This window comes from Acuticoccus sp. I52.16.1 (genome assembly GCF_022865125.1).
GTDB lineage: Bacteria > Pseudomonadota > Alphaproteobacteria > Rhizobiales > Amorphaceae > Acuticoccus.
The window spans coordinates 1,672,042-1,697,688 of record NZ_CP094828.1 but is presented as its reverse complement, the minus strand read 5'-3'; the positions used below and the strand labels follow the sequence as shown (position 1 = coordinate 1,697,688).

At 70.7% G+C, this 25,647-nt stretch carries 19 protein-coding genes and 1 tRNA gene; 11 read left to right on the top strand and 9 right to left on the bottom strand.

Going from position 1 to position 25,647, the window contains the following annotated elements; all coding sequences use genetic code 11:
• Positions 1–17: 17 nt before the first annotated feature.
• Positions 18–1,628 (bottom strand): calcium-binding protein, encoded by a 1,611-nt coding sequence (locus MRB58_RS07665; RefSeq protein WP_244781137.1) that lies wholly within the window; start codon positions 1,626–1,628, stop codon positions 18–20.
• Between the two features lie 462 nt (positions 1,629–2,090).
• On the opposite strand from MRB58_RS07665, the gene MRB58_RS07660 reads away from it, so the two are divergent.
• The 3 genes from MRB58_RS07660 to putA all read left to right on the top strand — a co-directional run bounded on the left by MRB58_RS07660 (position 2,091) and on the right by putA (position 7,670).
• Positions 2,091–2,966, top strand: a complete 876-nt coding sequence (locus tag MRB58_RS07660; RefSeq protein ID WP_244781136.1) for a LysR family transcriptional regulator — start codon at positions 2,091–2,093, stop codon at positions 2,964–2,966.
• Between the two features lie 135 nt (positions 2,967–3,101).
• Positions 3,102–3,998, top strand: a complete 897-nt coding sequence (locus tag MRB58_RS07655) for a D-alanyl-D-alanine carboxypeptidase family protein (RefSeq protein ID WP_244781135.1) — start codon at positions 3,102–3,104, stop codon at positions 3,996–3,998.
• 186 nt (positions 3,999–4,184) lie between these two features.
• Positions 4,185–7,670, top strand: a complete 3,486-nt coding sequence (putA, locus tag MRB58_RS07650; RefSeq protein ID WP_244781134.1) for a bifunctional proline dehydrogenase/L-glutamate gamma-semialdehyde dehydrogenase PutA — start codon at positions 4,185–4,187, stop codon at positions 7,668–7,670.
• A 67-nt stretch (positions 7,671–7,737) separates the two neighbouring features.
• Here putA and MRB58_RS07645 read toward each other — a convergent pair whose 3' ends face one another.
• Complete coding sequence (locus tag MRB58_RS07645; protein ID WP_244781133.1) at positions 7,738–8,754, bottom strand: HAD family phosphatase; 1,017 nt, start codon at positions 8,752–8,754, stop codon at positions 7,738–7,740.
• A gap of 259 nt (positions 8,755–9,013) precedes the next feature.
• Here MRB58_RS07645 and MRB58_RS07640 point away from each other — a divergent pair, with 259 nt between their 5' ends.
• A complete protein-coding gene (locus MRB58_RS07640) occupies positions 9,014–9,979 on the top strand; it encodes an NAD(P)H-dependent glycerol-3-phosphate dehydrogenase (RefSeq protein ID WP_244781132.1) in 966 nt (321 codons plus the stop codon).
• Positions 9,980–10,141: 162 nt separating this feature from the next.
• Here MRB58_RS07640 and MRB58_RS07635 read toward each other — a convergent pair.
• From MRB58_RS07635 to MRB58_RS07625, 3 genes are all read right to left on the bottom strand, one after another.
• Positions 10,142–10,216: transfer RNA gene (locus MRB58_RS07635), tRNA-Gly, on the bottom strand.
• 163 nt (positions 10,217–10,379) lie between these two features.
• Positions 10,380–10,847: a YraN family protein gene (locus MRB58_RS07630; protein ID WP_244781131.1), complete on the bottom strand. Its 468-nt coding sequence runs from the start codon at positions 10,845–10,847 to the stop codon at positions 10,380–10,382.
• 67 nt (positions 10,848–10,914) lie between these two features.
• A complete protein-coding gene (locus MRB58_RS07625; protein WP_244781130.1) occupies positions 10,915–12,495 on the bottom strand; it encodes a D-alanyl-D-alanine carboxypeptidase family protein in 1,581 nt (526 codons plus the stop codon).
• Between the two features lie 144 nt (positions 12,496–12,639).
• Between MRB58_RS07625 and MRB58_RS07620 the strand changes: the two genes are divergently transcribed.
• The 3 genes from MRB58_RS07620 (at position 12,640) to MRB58_RS07610 (ending at position 15,963) form a co-directional block, all read left to right on the top strand.
• Positions 12,640–12,906 carry a BolA family transcriptional regulator gene (locus MRB58_RS07620; RefSeq protein WP_244781129.1) on the top strand — a complete coding sequence of 89 codons (267 nt, stop codon included), beginning with the start codon at positions 12,640–12,642 and terminating at the stop codon, positions 12,904–12,906.
• Positions 12,907–13,176: 270 nt separating this feature from the next.
• Positions 13,177–13,974: an ion transporter gene (locus MRB58_RS07615; RefSeq protein ID WP_244781128.1), complete on the top strand. Its 798-nt coding sequence runs from the start codon at positions 13,177–13,179 to the stop codon at positions 13,972–13,974.
• Between the two features lie 162 nt (positions 13,975–14,136).
• The gene (locus tag MRB58_RS07610) at positions 14,137–15,963 is read left to right on the top strand and encodes a family 16 glycosylhydrolase (protein WP_244781127.1); all 1,827 of its coding nucleotides are present in this window, start codon (positions 14,137–14,139) and stop codon (positions 15,961–15,963) included.
• A 28-nt stretch (positions 15,964–15,991) separates the two neighbouring features.
• On the opposite strand, the gene MRB58_RS07605 is transcribed toward MRB58_RS07610, so the two are convergent.
• From MRB58_RS07605 to MRB58_RS07590, 4 genes are read right to left on the bottom strand one after another with little or no spacing between them, the layout of a single operon-like run.
• Entirely contained in the window at positions 15,992–17,488 is a 1,497-nt protein-coding gene (locus MRB58_RS07605; protein WP_244781126.1) for a lipopolysaccharide biosynthesis protein, read from the bottom strand.
• Between the two features lie 31 nt (positions 17,489–17,519).
• On the bottom strand, positions 17,520–18,779 hold the full coding sequence (locus MRB58_RS07600) for a polysaccharide pyruvyl transferase family protein (RefSeq protein WP_244781125.1): 1,260 nt from the start codon (positions 18,777–18,779) through the stop codon (positions 17,520–17,522).
• Positions 18,776–19,876, bottom strand: coding sequence for a hypothetical protein (locus tag MRB58_RS07595; protein ID WP_244781124.1), 1,101 nt, complete (start codon positions 19,874–19,876; stop codon positions 18,776–18,778). The genes MRB58_RS07600 and MRB58_RS07595 overlap by 4 nt, the downstream gene beginning before the upstream one ends.
• Positions 19,839–20,924, bottom strand: coding sequence for a glycosyltransferase (locus tag MRB58_RS07590; protein ID WP_244781123.1), 1,086 nt, complete (start codon positions 20,922–20,924; stop codon positions 19,839–19,841). Before MRB58_RS07590 ends, MRB58_RS07595 begins: the two co-directional genes overlap by 38 nt.
• A gap of 145 nt (positions 20,925–21,069) precedes the next feature.
• Between MRB58_RS07590 and MRB58_RS07585 the strand changes: the two genes are divergently transcribed.
• From MRB58_RS07585 to MRB58_RS07570, 4 genes are all read left to right on the top strand, one after another.
• Entirely contained in the window at positions 21,070–21,912 is an 843-nt protein-coding gene (locus MRB58_RS07585; RefSeq protein WP_244781122.1) for a family 16 glycosylhydrolase, read from the top strand.
• Between the two features lie 16 nt (positions 21,913–21,928).
• Positions 21,929–23,239 carry an O-antigen ligase gene (locus MRB58_RS07580; RefSeq protein WP_244781121.1) on the top strand — a complete coding sequence of 437 codons (1,311 nt, stop codon included), beginning with the start codon at positions 21,929–21,931 and terminating at the stop codon, positions 23,237–23,239.
• Between the two features lie 316 nt (positions 23,240–23,555).
• Positions 23,556–24,836 (top strand): hydantoinase/carbamoylase family amidase, encoded by a 1,281-nt coding sequence (locus MRB58_RS07575; RefSeq protein WP_244781120.1) that lies wholly within the window; start codon positions 23,556–23,558, stop codon positions 24,834–24,836.
• Between the two features lie 111 nt (positions 24,837–24,947).
• Positions 24,948–25,646, top strand: a complete 699-nt coding sequence (locus tag MRB58_RS07570) for a GntR family transcriptional regulator (protein WP_244781119.1) — start codon at positions 24,948–24,950, stop codon at positions 25,644–25,646.
• Position 25,647 lies beyond the last annotated feature (1 nt).

Here is a 25,647-nt window from a genome sequence, read left to right as displayed (position 1 = left end):
CGGCCCCGCGCGCCGCGTCAGCTGATGAGGTCGTCGAAGTCGCTCTTCAGGCGGAAGTCGTTCACGTCGACCTTGGCGTCGCTGCCGTCGTCCAGCTCGTAGGTGAAGCCGAAGAGCTTCGTCGTCTCGCCCTGCGCCAGTGCCCCGTGCCCGTTGGACGTGCTCCACGGCTCCACCGCGAACCGATCGGAGAAGTAATCCGCGCCCCAGGGGGAGTCGGTGACGGTGATGTCGCCGTCGCTGAACGAGAAGACCATGTTGTCGAGGTCTTGGAGGGTGGTGTTGCCGATGTTGGTGATGAACACCTCGGCGGTGCCGCCCTCGTCGGTCCGGCCCGAGATCTCGACGGTGATCTGGAAGGCGGGCTGGTAGTAGGTGTCCTGACTGCCGGAGAATTCGGGCGAGAAGTCGTTGGCGCTCGACCCGTCGATGCTGATGGGCGTCAGCGGCGAACGGTTGGCGACGGAGAACTGCAGGACGCTCACCTCGCTCTCGCCCGGCAGCGCGCGGCGCCCTCCGGAGGCGAGGTCGAACGTGCCGCCGCTATAGCGTCCGCCGAACACGCTGCCGGCGACGATGTCGAACGTGCCGCCGGCGAGCTTGATGTCCAGCTCGGCCGTGTTGAGGATGGTGCGATCGGTGTTGTTGCGCACCGTGACCTGGTAGGTCTCGATGAAGTCGTCGCCGTCCTGGTAGCCGGCGATGCGCTGCAGGTCGAAGGCGACGATGCCCGCGCCGGTCGGCGGCGTCGGCGTGCCGCCGACGTAGATGCCCTCGCGCGGGATCGAGCGGGCTCCGTCGGGCGAGACGTCCGGCTCGACGTACTGGTTCAGGATGTCCTTGTCGCGCACGCGGGCGCCGTAGACGATAACGCGGTCGTTCGTCAGCTCGTTGACGAGGATGGTGCCGGTGCCGTTGCCGTAGGGGGAGATGTCGCCGGTCTTCTCGACCTTCAGGAGGCCGGTGGTATCGACGATCTGATCGCCCTGGCGCGGGTGGTAGTCGCGGATGATGTCGACCGAGGACGCACCGCTGAAGTCGGAATCCTGGAACATGAAGGTGTCGGCGCCTTGCGCGCCGGAGAGGGTGTCGTTCCCCGCGCCGCCCTGCAGGATGTCGTCGCCACGGCGGCCGCGCAGCAGGTCGTTGCCGGTGTCGCCGAACAGGAAGTCGTCGCCGCCGCCGCCGCCGAGCACGTCGTTGCCGTCGCCGCCGTTGATGAAGTCGGCGCCGGACTGGCCGAGGACGATGTCGTCACCACGGCCGGCGAGGATGAGGTCGTCCTTGGTGGTGCCGCGCAGTCCGCCGCCGCGATTGTCGCCGATGACCCAGACGTCACGGAAGCCGTCGTTCGACGCGATGTACTCGACGGTCGGATAGACGCCGGTCAGGTCGATATGCTTGACGCCGTCGACGACGGGGGGAACGCGCAGCTGGGCGAGGATCTGGTAGAGCTGGCCCGAGTCGACCGGCTGGGGGAGGCCGAGGTCGACGCCGCCGCGGTCCGTCTCGAGTTCGCTGAGGAAGTTGCGGAAAGCGTAGCGATTGACGGCTCCCGTCACCTCGGTGATCGAATAACCGCCGCTCTCATTGAAATACTGGGTATTAAACGAAACGGCGCGCGGCATGCTGTCTCCATGGAACCGGCGAATAGACTGCGGCCGCCTATATCATGCGGGCGTGCCGCGCCTGCGTGAACAATGCGCAACTTTAGCGAAAAAGCGACAAGAATCGAGCGCGATGGTAAACCGCGTCGGCCTGCAATTTCTGGTTCCTGTCGCATGCGTCAAACTGTAGACGCAATTGTCATCCAGCCAACCTTCGTCGCACAAACCTAAGCGTGATTCGGCGATTCGCCGTCTGGCACCCTCCGTGATGGCATGCCATATGCACGCTCACCGCATAGCTCGGTTTGCAATGTGTGTTAAAGGGTTTATAGATTTGAGATCACCGTTTCACTATATGAAACAGTAGTGCCTGGTATGCCGATATCCGGTTCCTGTCATATCGGAAACCCGCAGCTAAATCCTACGTATATGTCGCCGACCGCCCTAGCTGGGGCGTGCTAACAGGAACCGGAGTGCCTCCCCATGAGTCTGACCTCGTCCAAGATCCGCGCGCTCAATGCGGTTGTCGAGGAAGGCGGATTCACCGCGGCAGCGCGACGGCTGGGTGTCTCTCAGCCGGCCGTGACACAACATGTGCGTGAGCTGCAGACGGAATTTAAAGTTGCGCTGTTCGAGAAGCGGCGCGGGTCGATCGTCCCGACCGCGATCTGTCGCGAGCTCTACCGGATCACCTCCGACATCCGCCGCCGCGAGGACGACGCGCTGCGCCTCCTGGCCCGTCACGACGAGATGGACTTCGGCCCCTTGCGCATCGGCATCGGCAACGCGATGCCGGCGATGCGCTACATCAGCGCCTTCCGTGCCCGCCATCCCACCGTCGCGCTCAACATCGAGACCGGCCCCTGGAGCCGCCTCATGGAAGCGGTCCTGACCCAGCATATCGACGTCGCGATCATTCCCGAGGTGCCGGACGAGCCGCGCTTCACCCGCGTGATGTGCTCCAGCCAATCGGTCGTCGCGCTGGTCCACCCGGACCACGCCTTCGCCGACCGCGAGGAGATCGAGATCGCCGAGCTGGTCGAGCAGCCGCTGATCTTCCGCACCAAGCAGTCCTACGTGCAGCGCGTGGTGGACGCCGCGTTCACCGCCGCGATGCTGGAGCCGCACGCCTCCGTGGTGGTCGACACGCGCGACAGCATGCTGGAGGCGGTCGCCAACAATCTCGGCGTCGGCTTCGTGTGGAACAACGGGTCCTCGCGCACCGAGAGCATCCGCCGCGTCAAGGTGCGCGAGATGGACAAGCCGTGGGACGAGTACGCCTTCCACCTCGCCCACTCCGCGCCGACGATCGCCCACCGCTTCCTCGCCGTGGTCAACGAGACCTCGCTGCCGGGCTGAGCCACAGCCTGAACGGGCATTCCTGCAACGCGCGCTGATATTCGCGCGTCCGCCACCGGGCGCGAGCGATGCCGCCCGGCGACAGCGCCCCGGCGACACGCCATAACGACCACGTTTGCGTACCCGGAGGGCGCCATGCGTGGCCTGATCGTTCTACTTTGCGTTGCCATGCTGGCGGGCTGCTCTTCGGGGCGGAACGACCAGGCGCCGCAACTCGCCGGCCCGGCGTCCACCGCACCGCAACCGACCCTCAATGAATACGCCGTCCCGATCGTCGAGCAGCGGGCCTACGCGGCCATCGTGGTGGACGCGCGCACCGGCAAGATCCTGCACGAGGAGAACGCCACCAGCCTGCGCTACCCCGCGTCGCTGACGAAGATGATGACGCTCTACCTCGTCTTCGAGAAGATGAACGCCGGACAGTGGACCGGGACGACGGCGCTGCAGGTGAGCGCGGAGGCCGCCAGTCGGCCGCCCGCCAAGCTGGGCGTGAAGGCCGGCACCTCCATCCCGGTCGACACCGCCGTGCGGGCGCTGGCGGTGCGCTCGGCCAACGACGTGGCGGTGGTGATCGCGGAGAACATCGCCGGCTCGGAGGATGCGTTCGCGCGGCAGATGACCGCCAAGGCGCGCGCCCTCGGCATGAGCCAGACGTCGTTCGTCAACGCTTCGGGCCTTCCGGACGACCGGCAATATACCAGCGCGCGGGACATGGCGATCCTCGGCAAGGCGCTGTCGGACCGGTTCCCGAACGAGTTCCGCTACTTCACCACGCCGAAGATCTCCTACGGCGGGCGCACCTGGACCAACACCAACAAGCTGCTGGGCAAGGTGCCGGGGGTCAACGGCATCAAGACCGGCTACATCCGCGCCTCGGGCTTCAACCTGGTCTCCTCGGTGGAGCGGGGGGGCAAGCACATCATCGTGGTGGTGATCGGCGGGCGGACCGGTGCGTCGCGCGACGCGCAGGTGAAGGCGCTGATCGAGGAGTACCTCCCGCAGGCCTCCGGCGGCGGCCTCTTCGGCCTCTGAGGCGCACGACCGCTGACGCATACGGCCGCGCGATGCGGCCGGGCGCAGCGCCGCGGCGAGCCTCGGCGATCAAATCTTGAACTTGCTCAAAAATTGGGCTGTGGCGGCGGCCGTGCGACGGCGCCGCCCTCTCGCGTGTCGGTTCGATATTGGCGATAATGCCGGTTCTGCTCGCTGGAGAACCCCATGACTGCCTCGTCAACGACCGCCACGCCCACGCTGTCGAACGCCCGCGTCGCGATTCGCGAAGCCACGCTCGCGGACGAGGCCGCCGTGTTGGACCGCCTGGTCGCCGCCGCCCGGCTCGACGAGGCCACCCGCAAGCGGACCGCCGACCGTGCCGCCAGGATCGTGCGCAAGGTCCGCACCGACTCGCGACCGGGCCTGATGGAGACCTTCCTCGCCGAATACGGCCTCTCCACCGAGGAGGGCATCGCCCTCATGTGTCTCGCCGAGGCGCTGCTGCGCGTGCCGGACGCCGACACCATCGACGCCCTGATCGAGGACAAGATCGCCCCCTCCGACTGGGGCAAGCACCTCGGCCACTCGTCGTCGTCGCTGGTCAACGCCTCCACCTGGGCGCTGCTGCTCACCGGCCACGTGCTGGACGAGCGCGGCACGGGCATCACCAAGGCGCTGCGCGGGGCGCTGAAGCGGCTGGGCGAACCCGTCATCCGCCGCGCGGTGGGTGAGGCAATGCGCCGGCTGGGTCGGCAGTTCGTGCTGGGCGAGACGATCGACGGGGCCATGAAGCGCGCTGCCGGCATGGAGGCGAAGGGCTACAACTATTCGTACGACATGCTCGGCGAGGCCGCGCGCACCTACGCGGACGCCGCGCGCTACGCCAAGTCCTACGAAGATGCGATCGCCGCCATCGCCGGGCGTGCCAGGAAGGGAGTCCCGCCGGAGGAGAACCCCGGCATCTCCATCAAGCTGTCCGCCCTGCACCCGCGCTACGACACGCTTCAACGCGCGACATGCGTGCCCGCGCTGGTCGACATCGTGAAGGGGCTCGCCCGCAAGGCAGCGGCCGCCAACATGGGTTTCAACATCGACGCCGAGGAGCAGGATCGGCTCGACCTCTCGCTCGACATCATCGCCGCCGTCGCCGCCGACCCGCAGCTCGACGGCTGGGAGGGCTTCGGCGTCGTCGTGCAGGGCTACGGCCGGCGCGCGCTGCCGGTGATCCGCTGGCTCGACGCGCTGGCCCAGCACACCGGCCGGCGCATCATGGTGCGGCTCGTCAAGGGTGCGTACTGGGACACCGAGATCAAGCGCGCCCAGGTCACGGGCACGCCGACCTTCCCGGTCTTCACCCGCAAGTGCTCCAGCGACGTGTCCTACATCTCCTGCGCCCGCGCGCTGCTGGACCGGGCCGACCGGCTCTACCCGCAGTTCGCCACCCACAACGCGCACACCGTGTGCGCCGTGCTGGCGATGGCGAAGGACGAGGCATTCGAGTTCCAGCGCCTGCACGGGATGGGCGAGGCGCTCTACGAGGCCGTCCGCGCCGAGACCGCGCAGACCGGCAAGGCGGTGCCGGTGCGCATCTACGCCCCCGTCGGCGCGCACGAGGATCTTCTCGCCTACCTGGTGCGCCGGCTCTTGGAGAACGGCGCCAACTCGTCCTTCGCCAACCAGGTGGTGGACGAGCGCGTGCCGCCCGAAGAGGTGGCGAAGGACCCGTTCGCGACGCTCGCCGCCGCACCCGCTGTCAACGCGCGCCTGCGCCAGCCGCCCGCCCTTTACGGCGCCGGCCGGCAGAACTCCGCCGGCTGGGACCTCTACGACCCCGTCGTCCTGGAGGCGTTCGAGGACGCGCGGCGGCCCTTCCACGACGTGACCTGGTCGGCCGCGCCGCTGGCGGTGCCGACCGGGGTGGACGGGGCCGAGCGCGCGGTCGCCAACCCGGCGAAACCCGCCGATCAGGTCGGCTCCGTGACCGACCTCGACCCGGCCGCCGCGGCCGCCGTCGTCGCCGCGGCGCGTGCGGCGGTCGACTGGGGCGACGCCAAGGAGCGGGCCGCCGTGCTGCGCCGGGTCGCCGACCTCTACGAGGCGCATGCGGGCGAGCTCTTCGCGCTGTGTGCCCGCGAGGCCGGCAAGATCGCGCTCGACGCGGTGTCGGAGCTGCGCGAGGCGGTCGACTTCCTGCGCTACTATGCCGACGAGGCCGAGCGGCTCGCGCCGGACGGTGCCGGCGTGGTGGTGGCGATCTCGCCGTGGAATTTCCCGCTGGCGATCTTCACCGGCCAGATCGCGGCCTCGCTCGCCGCCGGCAACGCGGTGATCGCCAAGCCCGCCGAGCAGACCTCGCTGGTCGCCTGCCGCGCCGCCCACTTGATGCACGAGGCGGGCGTTCCCCACGCCGCGCTGCAGCTCACGCCCGGCGGTGGCGAGGTGGGCGCCGCGCTGGTCGCCGTTCCGGGCCTCGCCGGCGTCGCCTTCACCGGCTCCACCGCCACCGCCAAGGCGATCGACCGGCAACTCGCCAAGTCCTCGCCCGACGCCTTCCTGGTCGCCGAGACCGGGGGCCTCAACGCCATGATCGTCGACTCCACCGCGCTCCCCGAGCAGGCCGTGCGGGACATCGTGGCCTCGGCGTTCCAGAGCGCCGGCCAGCGCTGCTCGGCGCTGCGCGTCCTCTACGTGCAGGAGGACGTCGCCCCCAAGCTGATGACGATGCTGCGCGGCGCCGTCGAGGCGCTGATGATCGGCGACCCGTGGAAAGTCTCCACCGACGTCGGCCCGGTGATCGACGCCGAGGCGCGCGCGAAGATCGATGCGCACATCGAGGCGAGCGGGCAGGCGGTGACGGGGGAGGGGCTGTTCGTCCCGCCCACCATCATCGACATTCCCGGCATCGGTGTGCTGGACGAGGAGATCTTCGGGCCCGTCCTCCACGTCGCCACCTTCAAGGCGGACGAGATCGACGCGGTGATCGCCGCGATCAACGCCAAGGGTTACGGCCTGACGTTCGGCCTGCACACCCGGATCGACGACCGCGTCGAGGAGATCGTCAGCCGGATCAAGGTCGGCAACATCTATGTGAACCGCAACCAGATCGGCGCCATCGTCGGCTCGCAGCCGTTCGGCGGGGAGGGGCTTTCGGGCACCGGGCCGAAGGCGGGCGGGCCGCGCACGGTGGCCCGCGTCGCCCGCCGCGCCGCCCGGCGCCTCCCGGCCGACAGCGGCCCGCCCGCCGCCGTGGACGAGGTGCAGCGCCGCCTCTGCGCGCTAAAGCCGGCCGAAACGCCGCTCGCCGTGGACGACATGCCGGGGCCGACCGGCGAATCGAACCGCCTCTCGGTCCTTCCCCGCGGCACCGTGCTGTGCCTGGGCCCGACACTCGCCCTCGCCGAAGCGCAGGCGGCCGCCGCCAGGGCCACCGGCAACGCGGTTCTGATCGTGGCCGCCGGCGCAGGCGACGGCGTCGCCGGCGTCCTCGACCCGGCGGCCCTCGCCACCCTGGCCGGGGTCGACGCGGTGGCCTACGAGGGCGACGACCTCGGCCCGGTGCGCCGGGCGCTGGCGGAGCGGGCCGGGCCGATCGTCCCGGTCGTGTGCGCGGCGGACGAGGTGGTGATCGAGCGGCATCTGTGCATCGACACCGCCGCGGCCGGCGGCAATGCCGAGCTGATGTCCGCCACCGAGGACACCATGGCCGCCTGAGCGCCCGCGAAGCGACGAGCACCCCGCGGGGAGGGCGCTCTCGGCACGCTCGGAAAGGCGGGCGGCGCTACTGGGCGGGCGGGAAGACGCTCGTCCAGTCGTCCTTCATGGAGATGATGTGCCAGCCGCTGGCCTCGGCTTCGTCCATGGTGGCCTGCGGGAAGGTGCCGACGGAGGAGTCCGGCAAGCCGTCGGCGGGGCCGTAGGCGTATTCCCGCTCGGCATCGTCGTGCAGGACGAGCATCATCAGCCGTCTGCCCTCGCCCGCGCCGGTCCATTGCAGCATCTGCGTATCGCCCGCCGAATTGCCGAAGGCGGCAATCGGCCGGCGGCCGATGTGCGAGTTGATGCCGACGGGCTTGCCGTCCTTGTCGTCGATGAAGTCGACCTCGGCGAGGCGCATCAGCACGGGCTTGCCGTCGACCATCTCGAACCTGGTCTTGATGGAGGAGCCGACCACCTGCTCGGGCGGGATGCCGTACACCTCCTCCGTCCAGGGGCGCATGAACTCGATCCCCCCGCCGGAGACGATGAAGGTCTTGAACTCGTTCGCGCGCAGGTAGGCGAGAAGCTCCAGCATCGGCTGGTAGACGAGCGTGGTGTAGGCGCGGTCGAACTTGGGGTGCCTGGCCGTGGCGAGCCAGTCGGTCACGATCGTCTCGAAGTCGGCGGTGGACATGCCGGCATGGGTGGCGCCGATGATCGCGGCGACGCCTTCGTGGCCGGTGGCGACGACGCCCGCCACATCCCCCGCCAAGACGGACTTGAAGGGTTCGGTCGTGGCCCACTCCGGGTGGTCCGGCGCGAGGGCCTTCACGCGGTCGAACGCGAAGACGAGCTGCGTGTAGACCGGCTGCTCCACCCACAACGTGCCGTCGTTGTCGAACGTGGCGATACGCTCGGCCGCCGCCACGTAGTCCGCGCTCCCTTCGGTGGTGACGGCGTCGACGAAGTCGACGATGGCGGACTTGGTGGGGCCGTCGTTCCAGGACGGCAGCGGGTCGTCCTGTGCCAGAGCGGGGAACGCGAGCAACGTGGCGGTGAGAACCGGCAGGAGCCGGCGGGCGATGGCGTGGGGGATCATGGTCCTCTCCTGTCGGCCGTTCTCGATGCGGCCCGCCATGGTAGCATGAAGGCCCCGAGATGGGGCACGGCGGTCGACTTCCGGCTGCGACTCCGTGGCCGGTGCACGCCGATGTCGCCGGCGTCCGCCGCGAGGCGTTCGAACGGGGCGCGGCTGCGGCGCTGCGCCCCCTGTCGTTGGCGCGGCTCGCGCACCGATGTATCGGGGCGTGGCGGGCGCCGTCGGCGGACCCGCTCACCGGCAGAGGAACCGACACGCGATGAGCGACATCTCCGTCCTGGGTGCCGGGGCCTTCGGCACCGCTCTGGCGATCGCGCTGTCGCACCACGGCGCACGCGTCACCTTGTGGGCGCGCGACGCACGGGCGGTGGCCGAGATGACGGCCGGTCGCGTCAACGCGCGCCGCCTGCCCGGCGCTCCCTTCCCCGACGCCCTGAAGGTGACGGGCGACCTCGCCGCCGCGCGGACCGCGGGCACAATGCTCCTGGCGGTGCCGATGCAGTCGCTCTCGGCGTTGCTGGCCGGGGTGGATCCGGCGCCGGGCACGCGCCTCGTCGCCTGCTGCAAGGGCGTGGACCTCGCGACCGGGCTGGGGCCGACCGGGGTGATCGCCGCGGCTGCGCCGGAGGGGGTGCCGGCGGTGCTCACCGGCCCGAGCTTCGCCAAGGACATCGCCCGGATGCTCCCGACCGCGCTGACTCTCGCCTGCCGCGACGCCGAGGCCGGCGTCGCGTTGCAGCACCTGTTGGCGACCCCGGTGCTGCGCCTCTATCTGAGCCGCGACGTCACCGGGGCGGAGCTGGGCGGGGCGCTGAAGAACGTCGTCGCGCTGGCGGCCGGCATCAGCATCGGCGCCGGCTTCGGCGAGAGCGCGCGGGCGGCGATCATCACGCGCGGCTTCGCCGAGATGCAACGCTTCGCCGAAACGACGGAGGCCGATCCCGATACGTTGTGCGGCCTGTCGGGCCTCGGCGACCTGACGCTGACGGCGACTTCCGAGGCGTCACGCAACTACGCCACCGGGTTGGCCCTGGGGCGCGGCGAGGCGAGGGCCGACGGCGTGACGGTGGAGGGGATCGCCACGGCGCAGGCGGTCGAGCGGCTGGCCGCCGCGCGCGGGGTGGCCATGCCGCTGACGGCGATGGTGTCGGCGGTGACACGCGGGGAAGTGTCGGTCCGCGAGGCTGCCGCCGCCCTGCTCGCCCGCCCGCTCAAAGAAGAATAGGCCGCCCCACGCCGGCGCCCTCGGCTCCAACCCTGTCCGGCCCTCTCGGAGCGTTGCCCCACCAGCCGCCCTAGGCCGGCGCCGCTGTTCCCACTCCACCACGAAAGCGACGCGACGGACGAACCCGAGCGTGTACATGGGATGAGAGGGGGGGGGGGGAGGTGGAGCGGGCGATGGGGATCGAACCCACGACATCAAGCTTGGGAAGCTTGCGTTCTACCACTGAACTACACCCGCGTACCGGAAGAACCGTCTCCGCGCGACCAACCTGGAAGGGTCGGAGAGCGCTCGTCGACGGTCAATCGGCCGGTTCCGATTATCGCAGGTTCGCGCTGCAAAGCAAGCGGGCGGGAAGGCGTCGCAGGGGGGTCAACGGCCGAGGTGCCATCCGGAGGCTGGGTTACCAAACGAAGTCGTCGGCGGGGATGAAATCGAATGCGTTGGTCAGATATTCGATCTCGCTGCCCTTCCAGACCAGCGCGATATCGAAACGGATCGAGCATGCCGCGAAGTGCTCGTTGCGCGACAGCCACTCGTCGGCCGCGCGGGAGAGGCGGCGTTGCTTGCGTTCGTCGACGGATATCAAACCGTCCCATCCGCGGCGGCGTGCTTTGACCTCGACGAAGGCGACCTCGTCGTCCCGGCGCGCGATGATGTCCACCTCGCCGGCGCGCATGCGGACCCGGCGGCCGATGATCTCGTATCCGCCGCTGACGAGGAACATCGTCACGTTCCGCTCCGCGGCGAGGCCGAAGTCGTAGGCGGCGGTGCGGTCCCGCGCCGGGCGGGGGCGCGGCGCGGCGCGTGCCGCCGGCGGCGCCACGAAGCGGCGTGCGACGGCATGGTCCAAGGATTGCAGTGCCGCCACGGCACACCTCCATCGACAAGACACGCTATAGTTGCACATCTCCTCCCGCCCGTAAAGCACCCCGCCCTCAGGTGACGTCGGAACCGGGTTCCGCCGCGGGGTCGTCGGCCGCGGGCGCCGGGCGCGTGGGCGGCAGGGGCGGTGGGCCGCCGCCGACGATTTCTCCGGACAGCGGCCGGGGCCGCCCCTCGTCGGCACCGCCGAGCGAGATCGGCAGCGGAGTCAGGGGTGTCCGCGGCTCGAGGTAGCTGAGCGGGCGCTCGATCTCGGGTTGCGGGATGGCGCCCCGCAGTTCGGCGATCTGCAGAGGGTTGGCGAGGGGCCGGGCCGGTGCGGGAACCCAGCCTTCGGGCGCTAGGCCGGCCGTCGGAGCGGCGTTCGCCGTCGCCGGAGCGTCGGTCGCGGCGTCCCGCGTGGGGTTGGAGCGCGGGCTCCAGGTGGGCCCGCTGGGCTCCCAGCCGACCGGTACCAGCGCGTCGTCGGCCAGCTGGCGGCGAGGCGTCGGCGCCGGCGTCGCGGCGGTCGGGTCCGGGCGGGGCGCCGAGAGGACTTCGGCGCGCAGCTGCTCGCGCGCGTTGCGCTTCAGACGGTAGGCGGCGACCCTCGCGCGCTGCGCCTCGACGGCGGCGACCGTGGCCACGGTACCGTCGGAGTAGCGGGTGATCGGCCGGCTCGCGCCGCAGACCTCGTCGCGCCGGTCCACCGCCTCCATGCCGGCGGGGTTCTGCAACGTCTCGACGTTGCCGAGGTCCAGCCGTGTGCCGGAGACCGGCCGCAGGTCGAGCCGACCGTCGGGATCGTCGAAGCCGTCGAGCGCGATCGAGCCGCCGCTCTCGAGGGCGCGAAACCCCTTCTGCAGCAGCTCGGCGGTGCGCTCGTTGCGCTCCTGCGACGTGAGGCCTCCCAGCACCACCGCACCGAGGCGGCGTCCGCCTCGCGTTGCCGCCGCGGCGACGTTGAAACCGGAGGCGCAGATGAAGCCCGTCTTCATCCCGTCCGCCCCCGCGACATGGCGCAGGATCGCGTTGTGGTTGGGGATCACCCGGCTCCCGAGCTTCACCGCGTTCATCGAGAAGAAGTCCGCCCGTTCCGGGAAGTCGCGCGCCAGCGCCATCATCAGCAGCGCGATGTCGCGCGCCGTCGTCACCTGCTTGGTGTTGGGCAGGCCGTGCGGGTTGTCGTAGGCGCTCGCCGTCATGCCGATCTGCGCGGCGGCGGCGTTCATCCGGTCGACGAAGCCGCCCAGCGTCCCGCCCACCGCCTCGGCGAGGGCGAAGGCGATGTCGTTGGCCGACTTCGTCATCAGGATGCGCAGCGCCGTCTCCACCGTCAGCGTGGTGCCGACGGGAAAGCCCATCCGGCTCGGCGGCTGTTGACTGGCCTGCGGCGAGATCTTCACCGGCGAGGTCAGCTTCAGCCGCCCGTCGGCGATCGCCTGGAAGGTGACGTAGGCGGTCATCAGTTTGGTGATCGAGGCCGGATACCACAGCGCCGTCGCCTCGTAGTCGGCGAGGATCGTGCCGTCGGCCATGTCGAACAGGAGGTAGGAGCCGACTTCGGCGCGCGCCGGCACGGGGCGCACGAGATTCACCGCCGCCACCAGGGCGGGGGCCAGGACCACGACGAGGGCCAGTCGGAGCAAGGTCATCGCACTCTCCCGCGAATACTCGGGCACGGCGTGGGTCGTGACACGGCGCGCCAACGATGGCAGCCCTTGAGCTGTCGCGGCTTCGATGCATCCCTGTCAATGGGCGGTCGGCGCCGCACACGGCAACTCGAAGATGGATATAGCATGGCTCAGGTGAGAGAGCGGATGACGCGGACCCTGGCGGAAGAGTTCTCCCCGTCGCATCTGGAGGTGATCGACGAGTCGCACCTGCACGCCGGTCACGCCGGCGCGCGGCCCGAGGGCGAGACCCACTTCCGCGTGCGCATCACCGCCGAGGCCTTTCGCGGCAAGACGCGCCTGGAGCGCCACCGGATGGTGAACGCGGCGGTGGCGCGCGAGCTCGCCGGCCCCGTCCATGCGCTGGCGATCACCGCCGAAGCGCCCGCCTGACGCGGCGCTCTTCGGCGTCCGCCCGAGCCTTCCTGGAAGGTCGCGCCGGAGCCGGCCTGCCGCAGCCTCTTCCCCGCAGCGGCGGCGCCGGCAAGCGATACGGGCACGCGCCGGGCCTGTGACGAACGGTCTCGGGGCGCGGCCACACGCGGCGGCACCGCGGGTGCATGAGGGCGAGGGAGGCCGCGCGCGGGGCGGCTCTGCTTGCGGGGCCATGGCGGCGCGGTGCGCGGCGTCCTATCTCGACGGCGCTGCAACGAGAGAGACCCCATGCGCGAGCGGCTGCGAGCCATCCTCAGCACCAAGGCCTGGGAGAGCGCCATCACCGCGCTCATCATCGCCAACGCCGTCACCCTCGGGCTGGAGACCAGCGGCGCCGTCGTCGCCCGCTTCGGCCCGGCGTTGCTGGCGCTCGACTTCGCCATCCTCGCCGTCTTCACGGTCGAGATCGCGGCGCGCCTCTACGTGCACCGCTGGCGCTTCTTCGGCGACGCGTGGAACGTCTTCGACTTCGTCGTCGTCGCGGTCGCCCTGGTCCCGTCGTCGGGTCCCTTCCAGGTGCTGCGGGCGCTGCGGATCCTGCGCGTCTTGCGGCTCATCTCGGTGGTCCCCTCGCTGCGACGCGTCGTCAGCGGGCTCGTCGCCGCGCTGCCGGGCATGGGCTCCATCGTCTTTTTGCTGGGCATCGTCTTCTACGTCGGTGCGGTGATGGCGACCGAGCTCTTCGGCGAGCGCTTCCCCGAGTGGTTCGGCTCGCTCGGCCTCTCGGCCTACACCCTGTTCCAGATCATGACCCTCGAGTCCTGGTCGATGGGCATCGTCCGCCCGGTCATGGAGACGTTTCCCTACGCCTGGGTCTTCTTCGTGCCCTTCATCCTGATGACGTCGTTCGTGGTGCTCAACCTCTTCATCGGCGTCGTCGTCTCGGCGATGCAGGAGCAGGTGGAGGAGAGCGCCGCGGAGAACCGGGCCGAACTCGCCAGGGAGGGCGAATCGCTCGGCCGCGCCATCAAGGCGATGCGAAAGGACATCGCCGAGCTGCGCGCCGTGGTCGAGAAGCGCCTCTGAGCGCCGGCGGCGACCCGAGGGCCGGCCGAGCGGGACACCCGCCGCGTCCCCCGACTTAACATTTGACGAGGTGAGTACCGAAAGCCGGCGTGTACTTCTTTGATTATCTGGGGCGAGTGGCCGGGATCGCGGCGCCGCCACCTTGGTCTGAGAGGGGCAGCTATGGTTATCGAAGCGCCGCCGTTCGGCGAGCCGTTCGATACTCTCGACACCGACATTTGGTACGTCTCGAGTTATACGAACGAAGGCAGCTACATCGACACGTCCTGGTCACCGCAGAACGCGATCATCCACGACGACGGTGTCCTCGAGCTTCTGCTGGAGAAGGAACCGCGCAACGGCAAGCCGTACACCGGCGCCGAGATCCAGACATACGATTTCTACGGCTATGGCCGCTACGAGGTGACGATGCAGACCTCCGGCGAAGAGGGCGTCAACTCGTCCTTCTTCACCTATACCGGGGAGCATCTGGGCGACGACTGGAACGAGATCGACATCGAGTTCTACGGCGTCGAGCCGACCAGCATGCACGTCGCCTACCACAACGACGGCGAGACCTTCGAGGCGGACATCCCGCTCGGCTTCGACGCGTCGGCGGGCATGCACACGTATGCCTTCGAATGGCGGCCGGACAGCGTGTCCTGGTATGTCGACGGGGAGCTGGTGCTGGAGCAGGTGGCCGACATGGCCCCCGCGCCCGACGTCGAGGGCCGCATCATGGCCAGCATCTGGACCGGCTACAACAGCCGCCTCGGCGAGCCGAGCTTCGCGGACTCCACCAGCGCCTCCTACGACGAGATCACCTACACACCGTTCACCGGCATCGAGCAGCCGCCGGCGCCGCCGCTGGTCGGAGAATTCCTGGTCGAACTCGTCAACACCGACACGCAGGAGGTCGTCGCCATCCTGCAGGACGGGATGGCGGTCGACCGCGACCTCTTCGGCGACGCGGACCTGACCGTCAACGTCGTCGCCTACGACCGCGACCTGCGCACCGGAATGCGGACGCTCGAGATCGACGTCAGCGGCGCGCTGGAACGCACGCAGGTCGAGCAGTACGGCCCCTGGGCGCTGTTCGGCGATCCGGATCGCGAGACGCTCAACGGACGCCAGATGCCCGACGGCGACTATGCGATGACGCTGACGGCCTATTCCGGCTGGAACAGCGGCGGCATCGTGCTGGAGGAGCAGAGCCTCTCGTTCACGATCGAGCCGGCGGACGGCGTCGTCGACGATCCGGCCGATCCTGGCGACGATCCCGGCGTGGGCTTCACCGCGATCCTCTACGACGCGGCGTCGCGCGAGGCGAAGGCGATCCTGGAGGACGGCGCCCTGGTCGATACCGCGGAGGCCGCGGACGGGCGCTCGACGATCCTCGTCCAGTTCGACGATGCGGCGTTGGCCGCCGCGGCCGGCTCGGTCGTCATGACGCTGGACGGGCCGGTCTCGAAGACGTCCGTCCAGGGGGTGGAGCCGTTCGCCCTCTTCGGCGACGCGGGGTTCAACAAGATGACCGGCGGCGACCTGCCGGCGGGCGACTACAGCTTCACCGTCAGCGTGACGGCGGGGCGCGGCGGCGGCGGCGAGGTGCTGGCCGAGCAGACGGTCGACTTCACCGTCGGCGACGACACCGCCGACTCCGCCGGCCTCACCGTCTTCCTGGTCGACGCCGAGACCGACACCTTCCTCCAGGAACTGGCCGACGGGGACGTGATCGACCTCGAGGCCTATGCCGGCCACAGGCTCTCCGTCGCCGTGGCCGCCGACGATCCCGCGACCGAGAGCGTCACCTTCGCGCTGTCCGGCCCGGTGACGCATACCCAGGTCGAGAGCGCCGCGCCCTATGCTCTCTTCGGCGACTCCACGCCAAACTATCACGGGACCGAATTCGTCACCGGCGCGTACGACCTCGAGATCGCCGCACGCGCGCGCGACGGCGGCAACGGCGCCACCCTCGCCGCGCTCGACTGGGATCTCACGTTCGTCTGATCGAGGCCTCGCTCCCGCCTCGCCGGCGTCAGGCGTCGGCCAGTGTGCTCACGCCCGGGGTGCCGGGCGTGCCACCGGCCAGGGACAGCCGCAGCCGCTGGACCAGCGCGACGAGGGTGCGCCGCGCCGACGGCACCAGCAGCACCGCGGCGAGCGCCAGCGCATAGTTGAGGACGCCGGCGACGATCAGCGTGACGAGGTCGCTCCGCGACCCGGCGAGATCGACCAGGAAGGGGAGGGCGAGCGCGCTCGCCAGCGCGGCGGCGCCCGGCACCAGCACCATCGCGCCGAGGTCCATCCCGCGCACCGGTCCGACCCGGTCGAGCACCACCAGGAGCAGCGGCAGGCGTAGGACGTAGGCGCTGACCGCATAGGACGCGGCGACACCTTCCGCCCCCCAGGGCAGGCCGATCGCGAACGCCGCCACCGTCACCAGCGAGGTGCAGACGCCGAGCCGGAACATGACGTCCGTGCGCCCCTGGGAGATGAAGATCCAGCCGTTGTTGTTGGTCACCGGCTGCATGAAGCTCGCCACCGCGAGCCAGGCGAAGATCGGCGCCACGCCGGCCCACTCCGGCCCGAAGAGGACGCCGATGGTCTCCTCGGCGCACATCGCCAGGGTGGCGATGCCCGGCATAATCGCCAGCGCCAGCGCCCAGTTGACCTGGCAGAACACCGCCCGCAGGCGCGCCTTGTCGTCCTGGATGCGGCTCAGCAGCGGGACCATCATGCGCGTCAGCGGGTAGTTGATGTTCTGCACCGGGAAGAGCATCAGCTTGTAGGCCCGGTCGTAGAGGCCCAGCGCGGTGAGGCCGACGTAGCGGCCGATCAGCACGTTGTCCGCGTTGCGGGCGAAGAAGTTGACGAGATTGAAGCCGGTGAGGTTCGCCCCGAATTTCATCAGCGCCCCGTCAACGCGCCGCGGCGGCGCGCCCGGGCGGAAGGGCGCCATCCCCCACACCAGCGCCAGTCCCAGGCCCGCGGCGACGATGGTCGACGTGACCAGCGCGTAGGGGCCGAGGCCGGCGAGCGCGCCGGCGGCCGCCGCGACGAACGCCGTGAGCGCCACGAGGAACTCGTAGAGGGCGAGGACGGCGAACCGGAGCCGCCGCGCCAACAGGGCCATCGGCACCGTGCACAGGCTCCCCAGCAACAGCGACACGCTGACCAACCGCATCAGCCCGGCGATCCGCGCGTCGCCGTAGAAGGCGGCGGCGGTGGGGGCGAGCGCGATCACGATCGCCGTCGCCAGCAATCCCACCGCGCCGCTGACCCAGAAGGCCTGGTTGAGGAGCGCCCGGTCGATCTCCTTGCGCTGCACGATCGCCTGTTGAAGCCCGAGGTTCTGAAACAGACCCATGAAGGCGACGATCGGCGCGATGGCGGCGACGAGGCCGAAGTCCGTCGGCCCCAGCAGTCGCGCCAGGACGACGACCGACCCCATCGTCACGCCGATCTTGCCGACCTGCGCGAGCGCCGTGAACGCGCCGCCGCGAAGCGCCACCCGTGCGAGGGACCCGCTCATCGGCAGCTCGCGCGGTGGAGGGGGCCGCCGCTCATGCCGCCCGCCGCTCCGGCGCGACGGTCGCGCCCGGCCGCTCGGCGCCGGCGCCGGCGCCGGCCCCGGCGCCGAGGCCGGCGAAGTTGTCGCGCGACATCGCCCGCACGTCGGGCAGGTGCCTCTCCAGGATCGCGGCGAGCCGGTCCCGGTCGGCGAGGCGTTGCAGCACCGCCGCGGCGATCCCCTCCGGATCGGCGACCAGGGCGGCCGGCTGGTGCAGCATGCCCTCCTCGGAGAGGCCGAGGAGGTCCATCAGCCCCTCGAATTTTCCCTGGTAGCCGAACGAGAAGGCCGGCACGCCCGCCCCCATCGCCAGGATCGCGGCATGCATCCGGCTGGTGATGGCGAAGTCGCACGCGCCCAAGATCGCCTTCACCCGCTCCGGATGGTCGGGTGGAACGAGGTGGGTGTGGGCGCGCTCGCTCTCGCTCAGCCGGTCGGCGATCCGCGTCAGCAACGCGGCGTCCGAGTCCGACTTGCGCGTGTCGTGCGGGACCAGCGCCACCGAATGGCCGGCCGCGATCAGCGCTTTCACGAGCGGCACGTGGGCCGCCTCGAACCCCTCCACCCGCGCCGCGACGATGAAGTTCGCCGTCAGCGCGATCACCTTGCGGCCCGCCTCCCCCGCCCCGGCGACGAAGGCGAGGCCGTCCCGCGCGCCGGCCGTGTCGGCCGGGCAGAGGAAGGCGAGGTCGGCGACGAGATCGACCGGCCGGCCGAGGTGCGCCACCATGCGCTCGCGCGAGACCGGCTCGCGCGCCTTGACGGCGACGTTCGCCGGCAACCGCCGCAGCGCCTCGACGCACACCGGGTTCGGCGTCTCGTTGAAGCTGGAGCCGAGGATCGTCGCCTCGCACCCGCGCCGCGCCAGCGCGGAGAGGATCTTCAGGCGTCGCAGCACCGAATGCGGGTTGTAGACCCCGTCCAGGATGTCGGCGCCGATCAGCGTCACGGCGCTCACCGCGCGGGTGCGCCACATCAGCTCGACGAAGGTGCGGCGGCCGCCGTGGAACAGATACCGGTCCGCCGGCACGTAGGCGTCGAAGCCGGCGAGGGCGGGCCAGGTGTCGTCCGCCAGCAGACACACGCGCATGCCGCGGGCGCGCAGCTCGTCGCGCGCCACGATCGCCATCGCCGCGTCGCCGAGGCTGCCGTGGCTGGAGGCGGGGATGATCAACGCCCACGGCGCGCCCCTGGCCGAGGCGAGCGCACCCATCCCGCGCGAGAGAGTGGCGAGGGCCTGGTCCTGCATCATGCTGGATGTCCTGAGAGTTCGCTGGCCGGCAGCTCGAGGAGCCCGGCGATGAAGGCGCTGACGTCGCCGCCGACCCGGTCCCACCCGAAGGCCGAGAGATCCGCGGTGCCGAGGTCGCGCCCGGCGATGGCGGCGAGGAAGGTGTCGATCACTTCGGCGCGGATGGGCCCGTCGTAGAGATGCACGAAGTCCGGGCCGACCGCCTCCGCGACCTCCGGCAGGCTCCCCAGCCGCGGCGCGAGGATCGGCCGGTTGCGCGCCAGCGCGTGCAGCGCCACGCCGGAGTTGAGGATTTGCGTGTACGGCATCACCACCGCGTCGTGGGCGTCGATCAGCCGCTCCAGCTCGTCCGCCGGCATCAACGCATCGCGGATGTCGAGCGTCACGCGCGGGTCGCCCCGGGCGGCGGCGACGATCTCGTCCACTAGCCCATCCTCGAACGGGGTGCCGGCGACGGTGAGGGCGAACGGGGCGGTCCTCACCCCGTGGGCCGCTCGCACGAGGCCGGCGGCGTTCTTATAAGCGCGGATGAGGCCGAAGGTGAGGAGCCGGCCGGTGCCCGCGCGGTGCGGCGACGCGGGGACCGCGGTGTCGTCGTAGCGGCCGTGGACCGTCACCAGAGAAGGCTTGCCGGCGAGCACGGGATAGAGCCGCTCGGCCTCCCGGCGCGACTGCTGCGACAGGTAGATCACCCCGTCGAGCTGGCGCAGGAAGAGGTCGCGCGTCGTCGCCGAGGCGCGGCTGCCGCCGTCATGCGGGGCGAGGTTGTGCGCCACCCAGACGAAGCGCGTGCCGCGCAGCCGGTCGAGCGCCATCCGCGCCAGGAACGCCAGCGTCTCCTTGCGCCGCGTCGGACGGAAGAACTCGGTCGGCCAGTGGAAGACGACGGCGTCGTACGCGCGTCGGCCGAGGCCGTCCCACTCGAACGCGACGCGGTCGAACGCGGGGTCGAGGTGACCGGAGAAGGCGCCGGAAAAGGCGTTCCCGTCCGCCGACAGCGGCTTCAGCGCGAGGATGGGGCGGCGGGTGCCGCGGCGCGAGGGGGCGCGCGCCGCGGCCTCAGGCCGCCGCGAGATCGACAGTTGGCCTGCGAGCATCGTCGAGCACGCCGAGGAAGGTTGCGAACTGTTGCGCCGGGTCCATCGCCGGCCGGGCCGCATGGCGCCGCGCGGCGTCCGACAGGGCGGCGTAGGCGGCCGCGTCGTCCCACATGCGGCGCAGGGCCGCGACCCAGTCGGCCAGCGGTGCGTCGTAGTCCAAGGTCAGGCCACCGTCGCCGATCGCCTCGGGCAGGCCGCCGCGGGTGGAGCCCAGCACCGGGATGCCGCTGCAATGCGCCTCGGACGCCACGCGCCCCCAGGCCTCCTCCCACTTGGAGGGCGCCAGCAGGATCGCGGTGCGCCCGTAGACCGACGTCATGTCGTCGGTGCGGCGGCGGAAGGTGACGTTGGAGAGCGGATCGAGCACCGCCTTCACGCGGGCGAGGTGCGCATCGTCGAGCCGCCAGCTCTCGCAGAACTGGAACGGGATGTCCGGGCACGCCCGCGCGATCTCCACCGCCTTCTCGAAGCCCTTCTCGGGGTAGACGTTGACGAAGGTCACCAGCGCGCGGGTCGTCTCGGTCGTGTACTTCGCCGGGTCGATGGTCGGCGGGATCACGGTGGAGGCGATGCCGAACTCGGCCTCGTAGGCGCGGGCGGTGAACGCGGAATTGGCGATGTAGCGGGCGTTCTTCAGCGTCCGCAGGTCGCCGCCCAGCTCGTGGTACTCGACGTTTCGCAGGTAGACCACCACCGGCACGCCGAGCCGGGCGAGCGCCTCGCCCACCAGCGCCGCCTTGTGGCACTGCACCACCGCGACATCGGGCCGCGCCTGACGCACCGCCGCGCCGGCGGCGTCCTGCCAGGGGAACCAGGCGCGCATCACCGGGTAGCCCAGCGTGCGGTCGGTGACGATCGGCGAGGGCGAGAGCTTCAGCTTCAGCCGTTGTCTCAGGCCGAAGGTGGAGCTCCCGAAGAGCGCGGCGAGGACGCTCACATCGTGCCCGGCGGCGGCGCACTGGCGCACCAGGTGGTCCGTGCTGGACTGCACGCCGCCGCTCATCTCGGGCAGGTAGCCGTTACCGCCGGCGAAAAGGATGTTCATGGCGCTCCCGGACGAAACGCGGCCTCCTCGGCCGCACCGCCGAGAGGAGACGCCCACCCATGTCGCAGCGCATTATCAAATGTTGGCTCCCCGTCGCGGCGGCGGTGGCACCTTGGCCGCCGGAACCTCGACGAGGAGTATTGGCGTGCGACGTTCGACATTCGGCGCGGCCCTGACCACGATCTTCACCGCCGCGTTCTTCACCGCCGCGTTCTTCACCGCCGCGTTCTTCACCGCCCCGACCTTCTCTGCCGTGGCCGGCCCAGCCGCCGCCGACGGCTTCTTCGACGATTTCGACAGTTTGGACGGCAAGCGCTGGTTCGTGTCCGACGGGTGGACCAACGGCGCCCACCAGAACTGCATCTGGACCCGCTCCGGGCTCGACGTGGCGGACGGGCGGCTCACCCTGACGCTGAAGCGCGAGGAGACCGCCGCCGGCGACGGCAAGGCGACGCGGCCCTACCGCTGCGCCGAGATCCAGACCCGTGAAGCCTACGGCTACGGCCTCTACGAGGCGCGCATGAAGGCCGCGAAGGGGAGCGGGCTCAACTCGGCCTTCTTCACCTACACCGGCGATCCCGCGCACGACGAGATCGACGTCGAGATCCTCGGCCGCGACACGGCGCGCTTCGACGCCAACTATTATTCCGACGGCAAGGGCGAGAACCAGGAGAAGGTCGCCGTGCCGCGGCCCGCGGACGAGGCGCTGATTGACTACGCGTTCGAATGGACCGAGGGCCGGCTGCGCTGGTACGTCAACGGCGCGCTGATGCGCGAGGTCCGCCGCGCCGACGTCCCGGATGCCGAGCAGAAGGTCTATTTCAGCCTCTGGAACGGGGCGAAGGGCATGTCCGGCTGGCTGGGGCCGAAGGACGACACGATCGAGGAGCGCACCATGGTGGTCGACCGTGTCGGCTTCACGCCGGTGGGCGAGCGCTGCCTCTTCGAAGGCTCGCTGAGCTGCTCCGCCGGCTGGACCGGCTGGTAGCGGGGCGCGCCCGGCGATGCGCCACTTCCCCCGCGAACTCGTCACCCGCCCGCCCGCGAACGGACCTTATGCGGTGTTCGCGCTGACGGTGTCGTGCTTCGTGCTGGCGCATTCGGTGCAGTTCGGGAAGGTGTCGATCCTGGCGCTCTATGCGGTGTGGCTGGTGCCGGTGGTGGTGGAGCCACGCATCCTGCTGCGGCACGTGTGGCCGATGCTGGGCGTCCTGGGCTTCACCGCCTTCGCGTTCGCCTCGACGCTGTGGTCGGACGCGCCGGGGACGACCCTGCGCGCGGCGATCCAGTACGGGACGACGGTGTTCTGTGCCATCGTCGCGGCGCGCATCCTCTCCCCCTACGGCCTCGTCTACGGCATGCTGGTGGGGATCTTCCTCATCCTCCTCTACTCGCTGGGCATCGGCCGGTACGACTTCGACGTCGTCGACCGCACCTACCGCTTCGTCGGCGCGTTCGCGTCCAAGAACCAGCTCGGGTTCTTCTGCTCGCTGGGGATGCTGTTCGCGCTCGTCGGAATGATGATGAAGGGCGTCTCGGTGCTGCACAGGGGTTTCGCGCTTGTGGTGGGCATCCTCGCCGCCGGGGTCCTGGTGCGCACCCAATCGGCAACCTCGCTGGCGACCGTGGTGCCGGTGCTGGCGGGCGCGGCGGGGCTTTTCGTGGCGGGCCGCGTGGCGCCGGGGCCGCGGCTGGTGGTGGTGGGGTTCGCGGCGCTGGCGCTCACCGTGCTGCTGCTCTTCGCGCTGTTGCAGGGGGATGCGGACGAGAGCTTCCTCGCCGCCTTCGGCAAGGACACCACGCTGACGGGGCGCACGCTGTTGTGGGCGGAGGGGCTCGCGGCGGCGGCGGAGCGGCCCTGGTTCGGTAGCGGCTACAACGCCTTCTGGCGGGTCGGGCACGCACCGGCGGAATACCTGTGGGAGATGTTCTACATCACCGGCAAGTCCGGCTTCCACTTCCACAACACCTACATCCAGGCGGCGGTCGGCGTCGGCATCGTCGGGCTCGCCCTCCTGGTCGGGACGGTCCTGGCGGGGCTGGGGCTGGCGGTGCGCGCGGCGCTGCGGCCCCGCGTGACGGCGGATGCGGTGCTCGCCGTCGCGCTCGTCGTCCTCCTCCTGCTGCGCTCGTTCGTCGAGATCGACATCCTGTATCCCTATACCGTCGGCGCCTTCCTTTTCACGGTGGCGCTGCTGCGGCTCGCCTCGCCGCAGGCGTCGGTGGTGCTGGCGCCGGCGCCGCGGCCGATCCGCATCGGCTACGGCGAGCGGCGCATCGTCCTGTCGGCCCGCCGCGCGCGCGCCGCCCTATAAGCGGGGCGCGCGCCGGTCCGTTCGGGCGGCGGCGGGGCGACGCGGGCGGCCCCACGCGGCGTGCGCGGCCCGAGTACCGCGCCCCGGTGGCGCCCGTGCGCGCCCATCGACCCGCGAGAGTGAGGCGAGGCGGCGTGCCGTCGCCGCCGGCTGGGAACTCCCCTCTGTCGAACTCCGGTCGTCGACACCGCCATGCGCGAGGGCCGCCGGAGACGAGCGGTGGCGACGGGCGGTGGCGACGGTCCGGCAGCTGGTGGTTTGAACGGCAGGGAGATTGCATGCCATTGTGCCGTAGCAGACGGAGGACGGCCGGCCGATGACCACCGACGAGACCCACTGGCGTGACGCCGCGGCCCTCGGCACACGCCTGTTCGACGAACTGCGCCGGATGTCCGCCAACCCGCCCGGCGTCACCCGCCCCGCCTTCTCCGACCGCGAGGACGCCGCGCACGCCATCGCCGCCCGCGCCGCGGAGTCCATCGGCATGGAGATCAGCCACGACCGCGCCGGCAACCAGTACATGACCTGGCCCGGCCGCGACCGCGCGGCGCCGCGCGTGATGGTCGGCTCGCATATGGACAGCGTCGACCATGGCGGCAACTTCGACGGGGCGGCCGGCGTGGTGCTCGGCCTCGCGGCGGCGACGGCGCTGCACGCCAGCGGCTTCGTGCCCGCGCGCGATCTCGTCGTCATGGCGATCCGGGCCGAGGAGCTGGTCTGGTTCCCGACGCCCTATTGCGGCAGCCGCATGGCGTTCGGGGTGCTGCCGGCGGCCGAGTACGAGGCGGTGAAGCGGTCCGACACCGGCCGCTCCCTCGCCGACCACATGCGCGAGGGAGGCTGGGATCCCGACGCGCTGATCGCCGGCGCCCGCGAACTCGACCCCGCCACCCTCGCCGCCTACATCGAGCCGCATATCGAGCAGGGCCCGGTGCTCGACCTCGCCGGCGAGGCGGTCGGCGTGGTGACCGGCATCCGCGGCAACCTGCGATATCGCCACGCGTCGATCACCGGGGCGTGGGCGCATGCCGGCGGGGTGCCGCGCGAGCACCGCCACGACGCGGTGCGCGCCGGCGCCGCGCTGGTCGGCGAGTTGGAGGCGATCTGGGACCGTTACGACGCGGCCGGCGAGGATTTCGTCGCCACCTTCGGCGAGTTCTGGACCGACCCCACGATGCACGGCATGACCAAGGTGCCCGGCCTCGTGCGCTTCACGCTCGACATGCGCAGCCTCGACAACGAGCTGCTTTGGCGCACCGACGGGCTGCTGCGCGAGGCCGCCGCCTCCATCGGCCGGCGCTACGAGGTGACGATCGAGTTGGGCGAGGCGACCAACGCCAAGCCGGCGCTGATGAACCCGGAGCTGATGGACCTGCTCGACGCGGAGGCGGCCCGCGCCGGCATCGCCTACCGCCGCATGGCGTCCGGCGGGGGGCACGATTGCGCGACCTTCGCCGACCAGGGCGTGCCGAGCGCCATGCTCTTCCTGCGCAACCAGAACGGAAGCCACAATCCGGATGAGGCGATCCGCATGGAGGACTTCGCCGCCGCGGTGCCGGTACTGGCCGGGACGCTGCGCCGGCTCCTGTCTGCCTGAGATTTTGGCATGCCATTTGCTGGGCAACCACGGGTCGCGACGCGCGGCTCTGCCACCCTGCCAGGCGCCGCCGTCACGAGGCCGCACCTCCACGACAACGACGGTCCGCCGATGCCAGACGCCACGCCCCACTCCCCGGAAGAGACCGCCGACGGTGCGCCGGCCGCGCAGCGGGTGCTCGAGGCATTGCGCGGCCGGATCGTGCGCGGCGAGCTGGGGCCGGGGGCACGCATCGTCGAGCGGGCCATCTGCGCGGAGCTGGGCGTCTCGCGAACGCCGCTGCGCGAGGCGCTGAAGCTCCTCGAGATCGACGGGCTGATCGACCTCAGCCAGAACCGCGGCGGGCGCGTGCGTCCCTTCACCGAGGCCGAGGCCACGCAGCTCTTCGAGGTACTGGCCGGCCTGGAGAGCATCGCGGCGGAGCTGGCCACCGAGCGCATGACCCCCGCCGGCCTCGCGCGGCTGGAGGCGCTGCACCTGGAGATGCGCGAGCGCTTCGCCACCGAGGACCTCGACCGTTATTTCGCGCTCAACAGCCTGATCCACGAGACGATCATCGCGGCCACCGGCAACGACGTGCTGATCTCGGTCCACCGCGGGCTGATGCTGCGCGCCAAGCGCGGACGGTATATGGCCATCCTCGACCGGCACCGCTGGGAGCAGGCGATGGACGAGCACGAAGACCTCATCGACGCGGTGCGCCGCCGCAACGCCGCCGACGCCGGCCGAATCTGGCGCGCGCACCTCATCCACACCGGCCAGACCGTCGCCGCCGTGCTGCGCCGCGACGCCAGCAAGGATCCATCGTGAA

Bases quoted from the DNA above. Each gene is read 5' to 3' on its own strand.
- MRB58_RS07665 (WP_244781137.1), bottom strand. From the start codon at position 1,628: ATGCCGCGCGCCGTTTCGTTTAATACCCAGTATTTCAATGAGAGCGGC.
- MRB58_RS07660 (WP_244781136.1), top strand. From the start codon at position 2,091: ATGAGTCTGACCTCGTCCAAGATCCGCGCGCTCAATGCGGTTGTCGAG.
- MRB58_RS07655 (WP_244781135.1), top strand. From the start codon at position 3,102: ATGCGTGGCCTGATCGTTCTACTTTGCGTTGCCATGCTGGCGGGCTGC.
- putA (WP_244781134.1), top strand. From the start codon at position 4,185: ATGACTGCCTCGTCAACGACCGCCACGCCCACGCTGTCGAACGCCCGC.
- MRB58_RS07645 (WP_244781133.1), bottom strand. From the start codon at position 8,754: ATGATCCCCCACGCCATCGCCCGCCGGCTCCTGCCGGTTCTCACCGCC.
- MRB58_RS07640 (WP_244781132.1), top strand. From the start codon at position 9,014: ATGAGCGACATCTCCGTCCTGGGTGCCGGGGCCTTCGGCACCGCTCTG.
- MRB58_RS07625 (WP_244781130.1), bottom strand. From the start codon at position 12,495: ATGACCTTGCTCCGACTGGCCCTCGTCGTGGTCCTGGCCCCCGCCCTG.
- MRB58_RS07620 (WP_244781129.1), top strand. From the start codon at position 12,640: ATGGCTCAGGTGAGAGAGCGGATGACGCGGACCCTGGCGGAAGAGTTC.
- MRB58_RS07615 (WP_244781128.1), top strand. From the start codon at position 13,177: ATGCGCGAGCGGCTGCGAGCCATCCTCAGCACCAAGGCCTGGGAGAGC.
- MRB58_RS07610 (WP_244781127.1), top strand. From the start codon at position 14,137: ATGGTTATCGAAGCGCCGCCGTTCGGCGAGCCGTTCGATACTCTCGAC.
- MRB58_RS07605 (WP_244781126.1), bottom strand. From the start codon at position 17,488: ATGAGCGGGTCCCTCGCACGGGTGGCGCTTCGCGGCGGCGCGTTCACG.
- MRB58_RS07600 (WP_244781125.1), bottom strand. From the start codon at position 18,779: ATGATGCAGGACCAGGCCCTCGCCACTCTCTCGCGCGGGATGGGTGCG.
- MRB58_RS07595 (WP_244781124.1), bottom strand. From the start codon at position 19,876: ATGCTCGCAGGCCAACTGTCGATCTCGCGGCGGCCTGAGGCCGCGGCG.
- MRB58_RS07590 (WP_244781123.1), bottom strand. From the start codon at position 20,924: ATGAACATCCTTTTCGCCGGCGGTAACGGCTACCTGCCCGAGATGAGC.
- MRB58_RS07580 (WP_244781121.1), top strand. From the start codon at position 21,929: ATGCGCCACTTCCCCCGCGAACTCGTCACCCGCCCGCCCGCGAACGGA.
- MRB58_RS07575 (WP_244781120.1), top strand. From the start codon at position 23,556: ATGACCACCGACGAGACCCACTGGCGTGACGCCGCGGCCCTCGGCACA.
- MRB58_RS07570 (WP_244781119.1), top strand. From the start codon at position 24,948: ATGCCAGACGCCACGCCCCACTCCCCGGAAGAGACCGCCGACGGTGCG.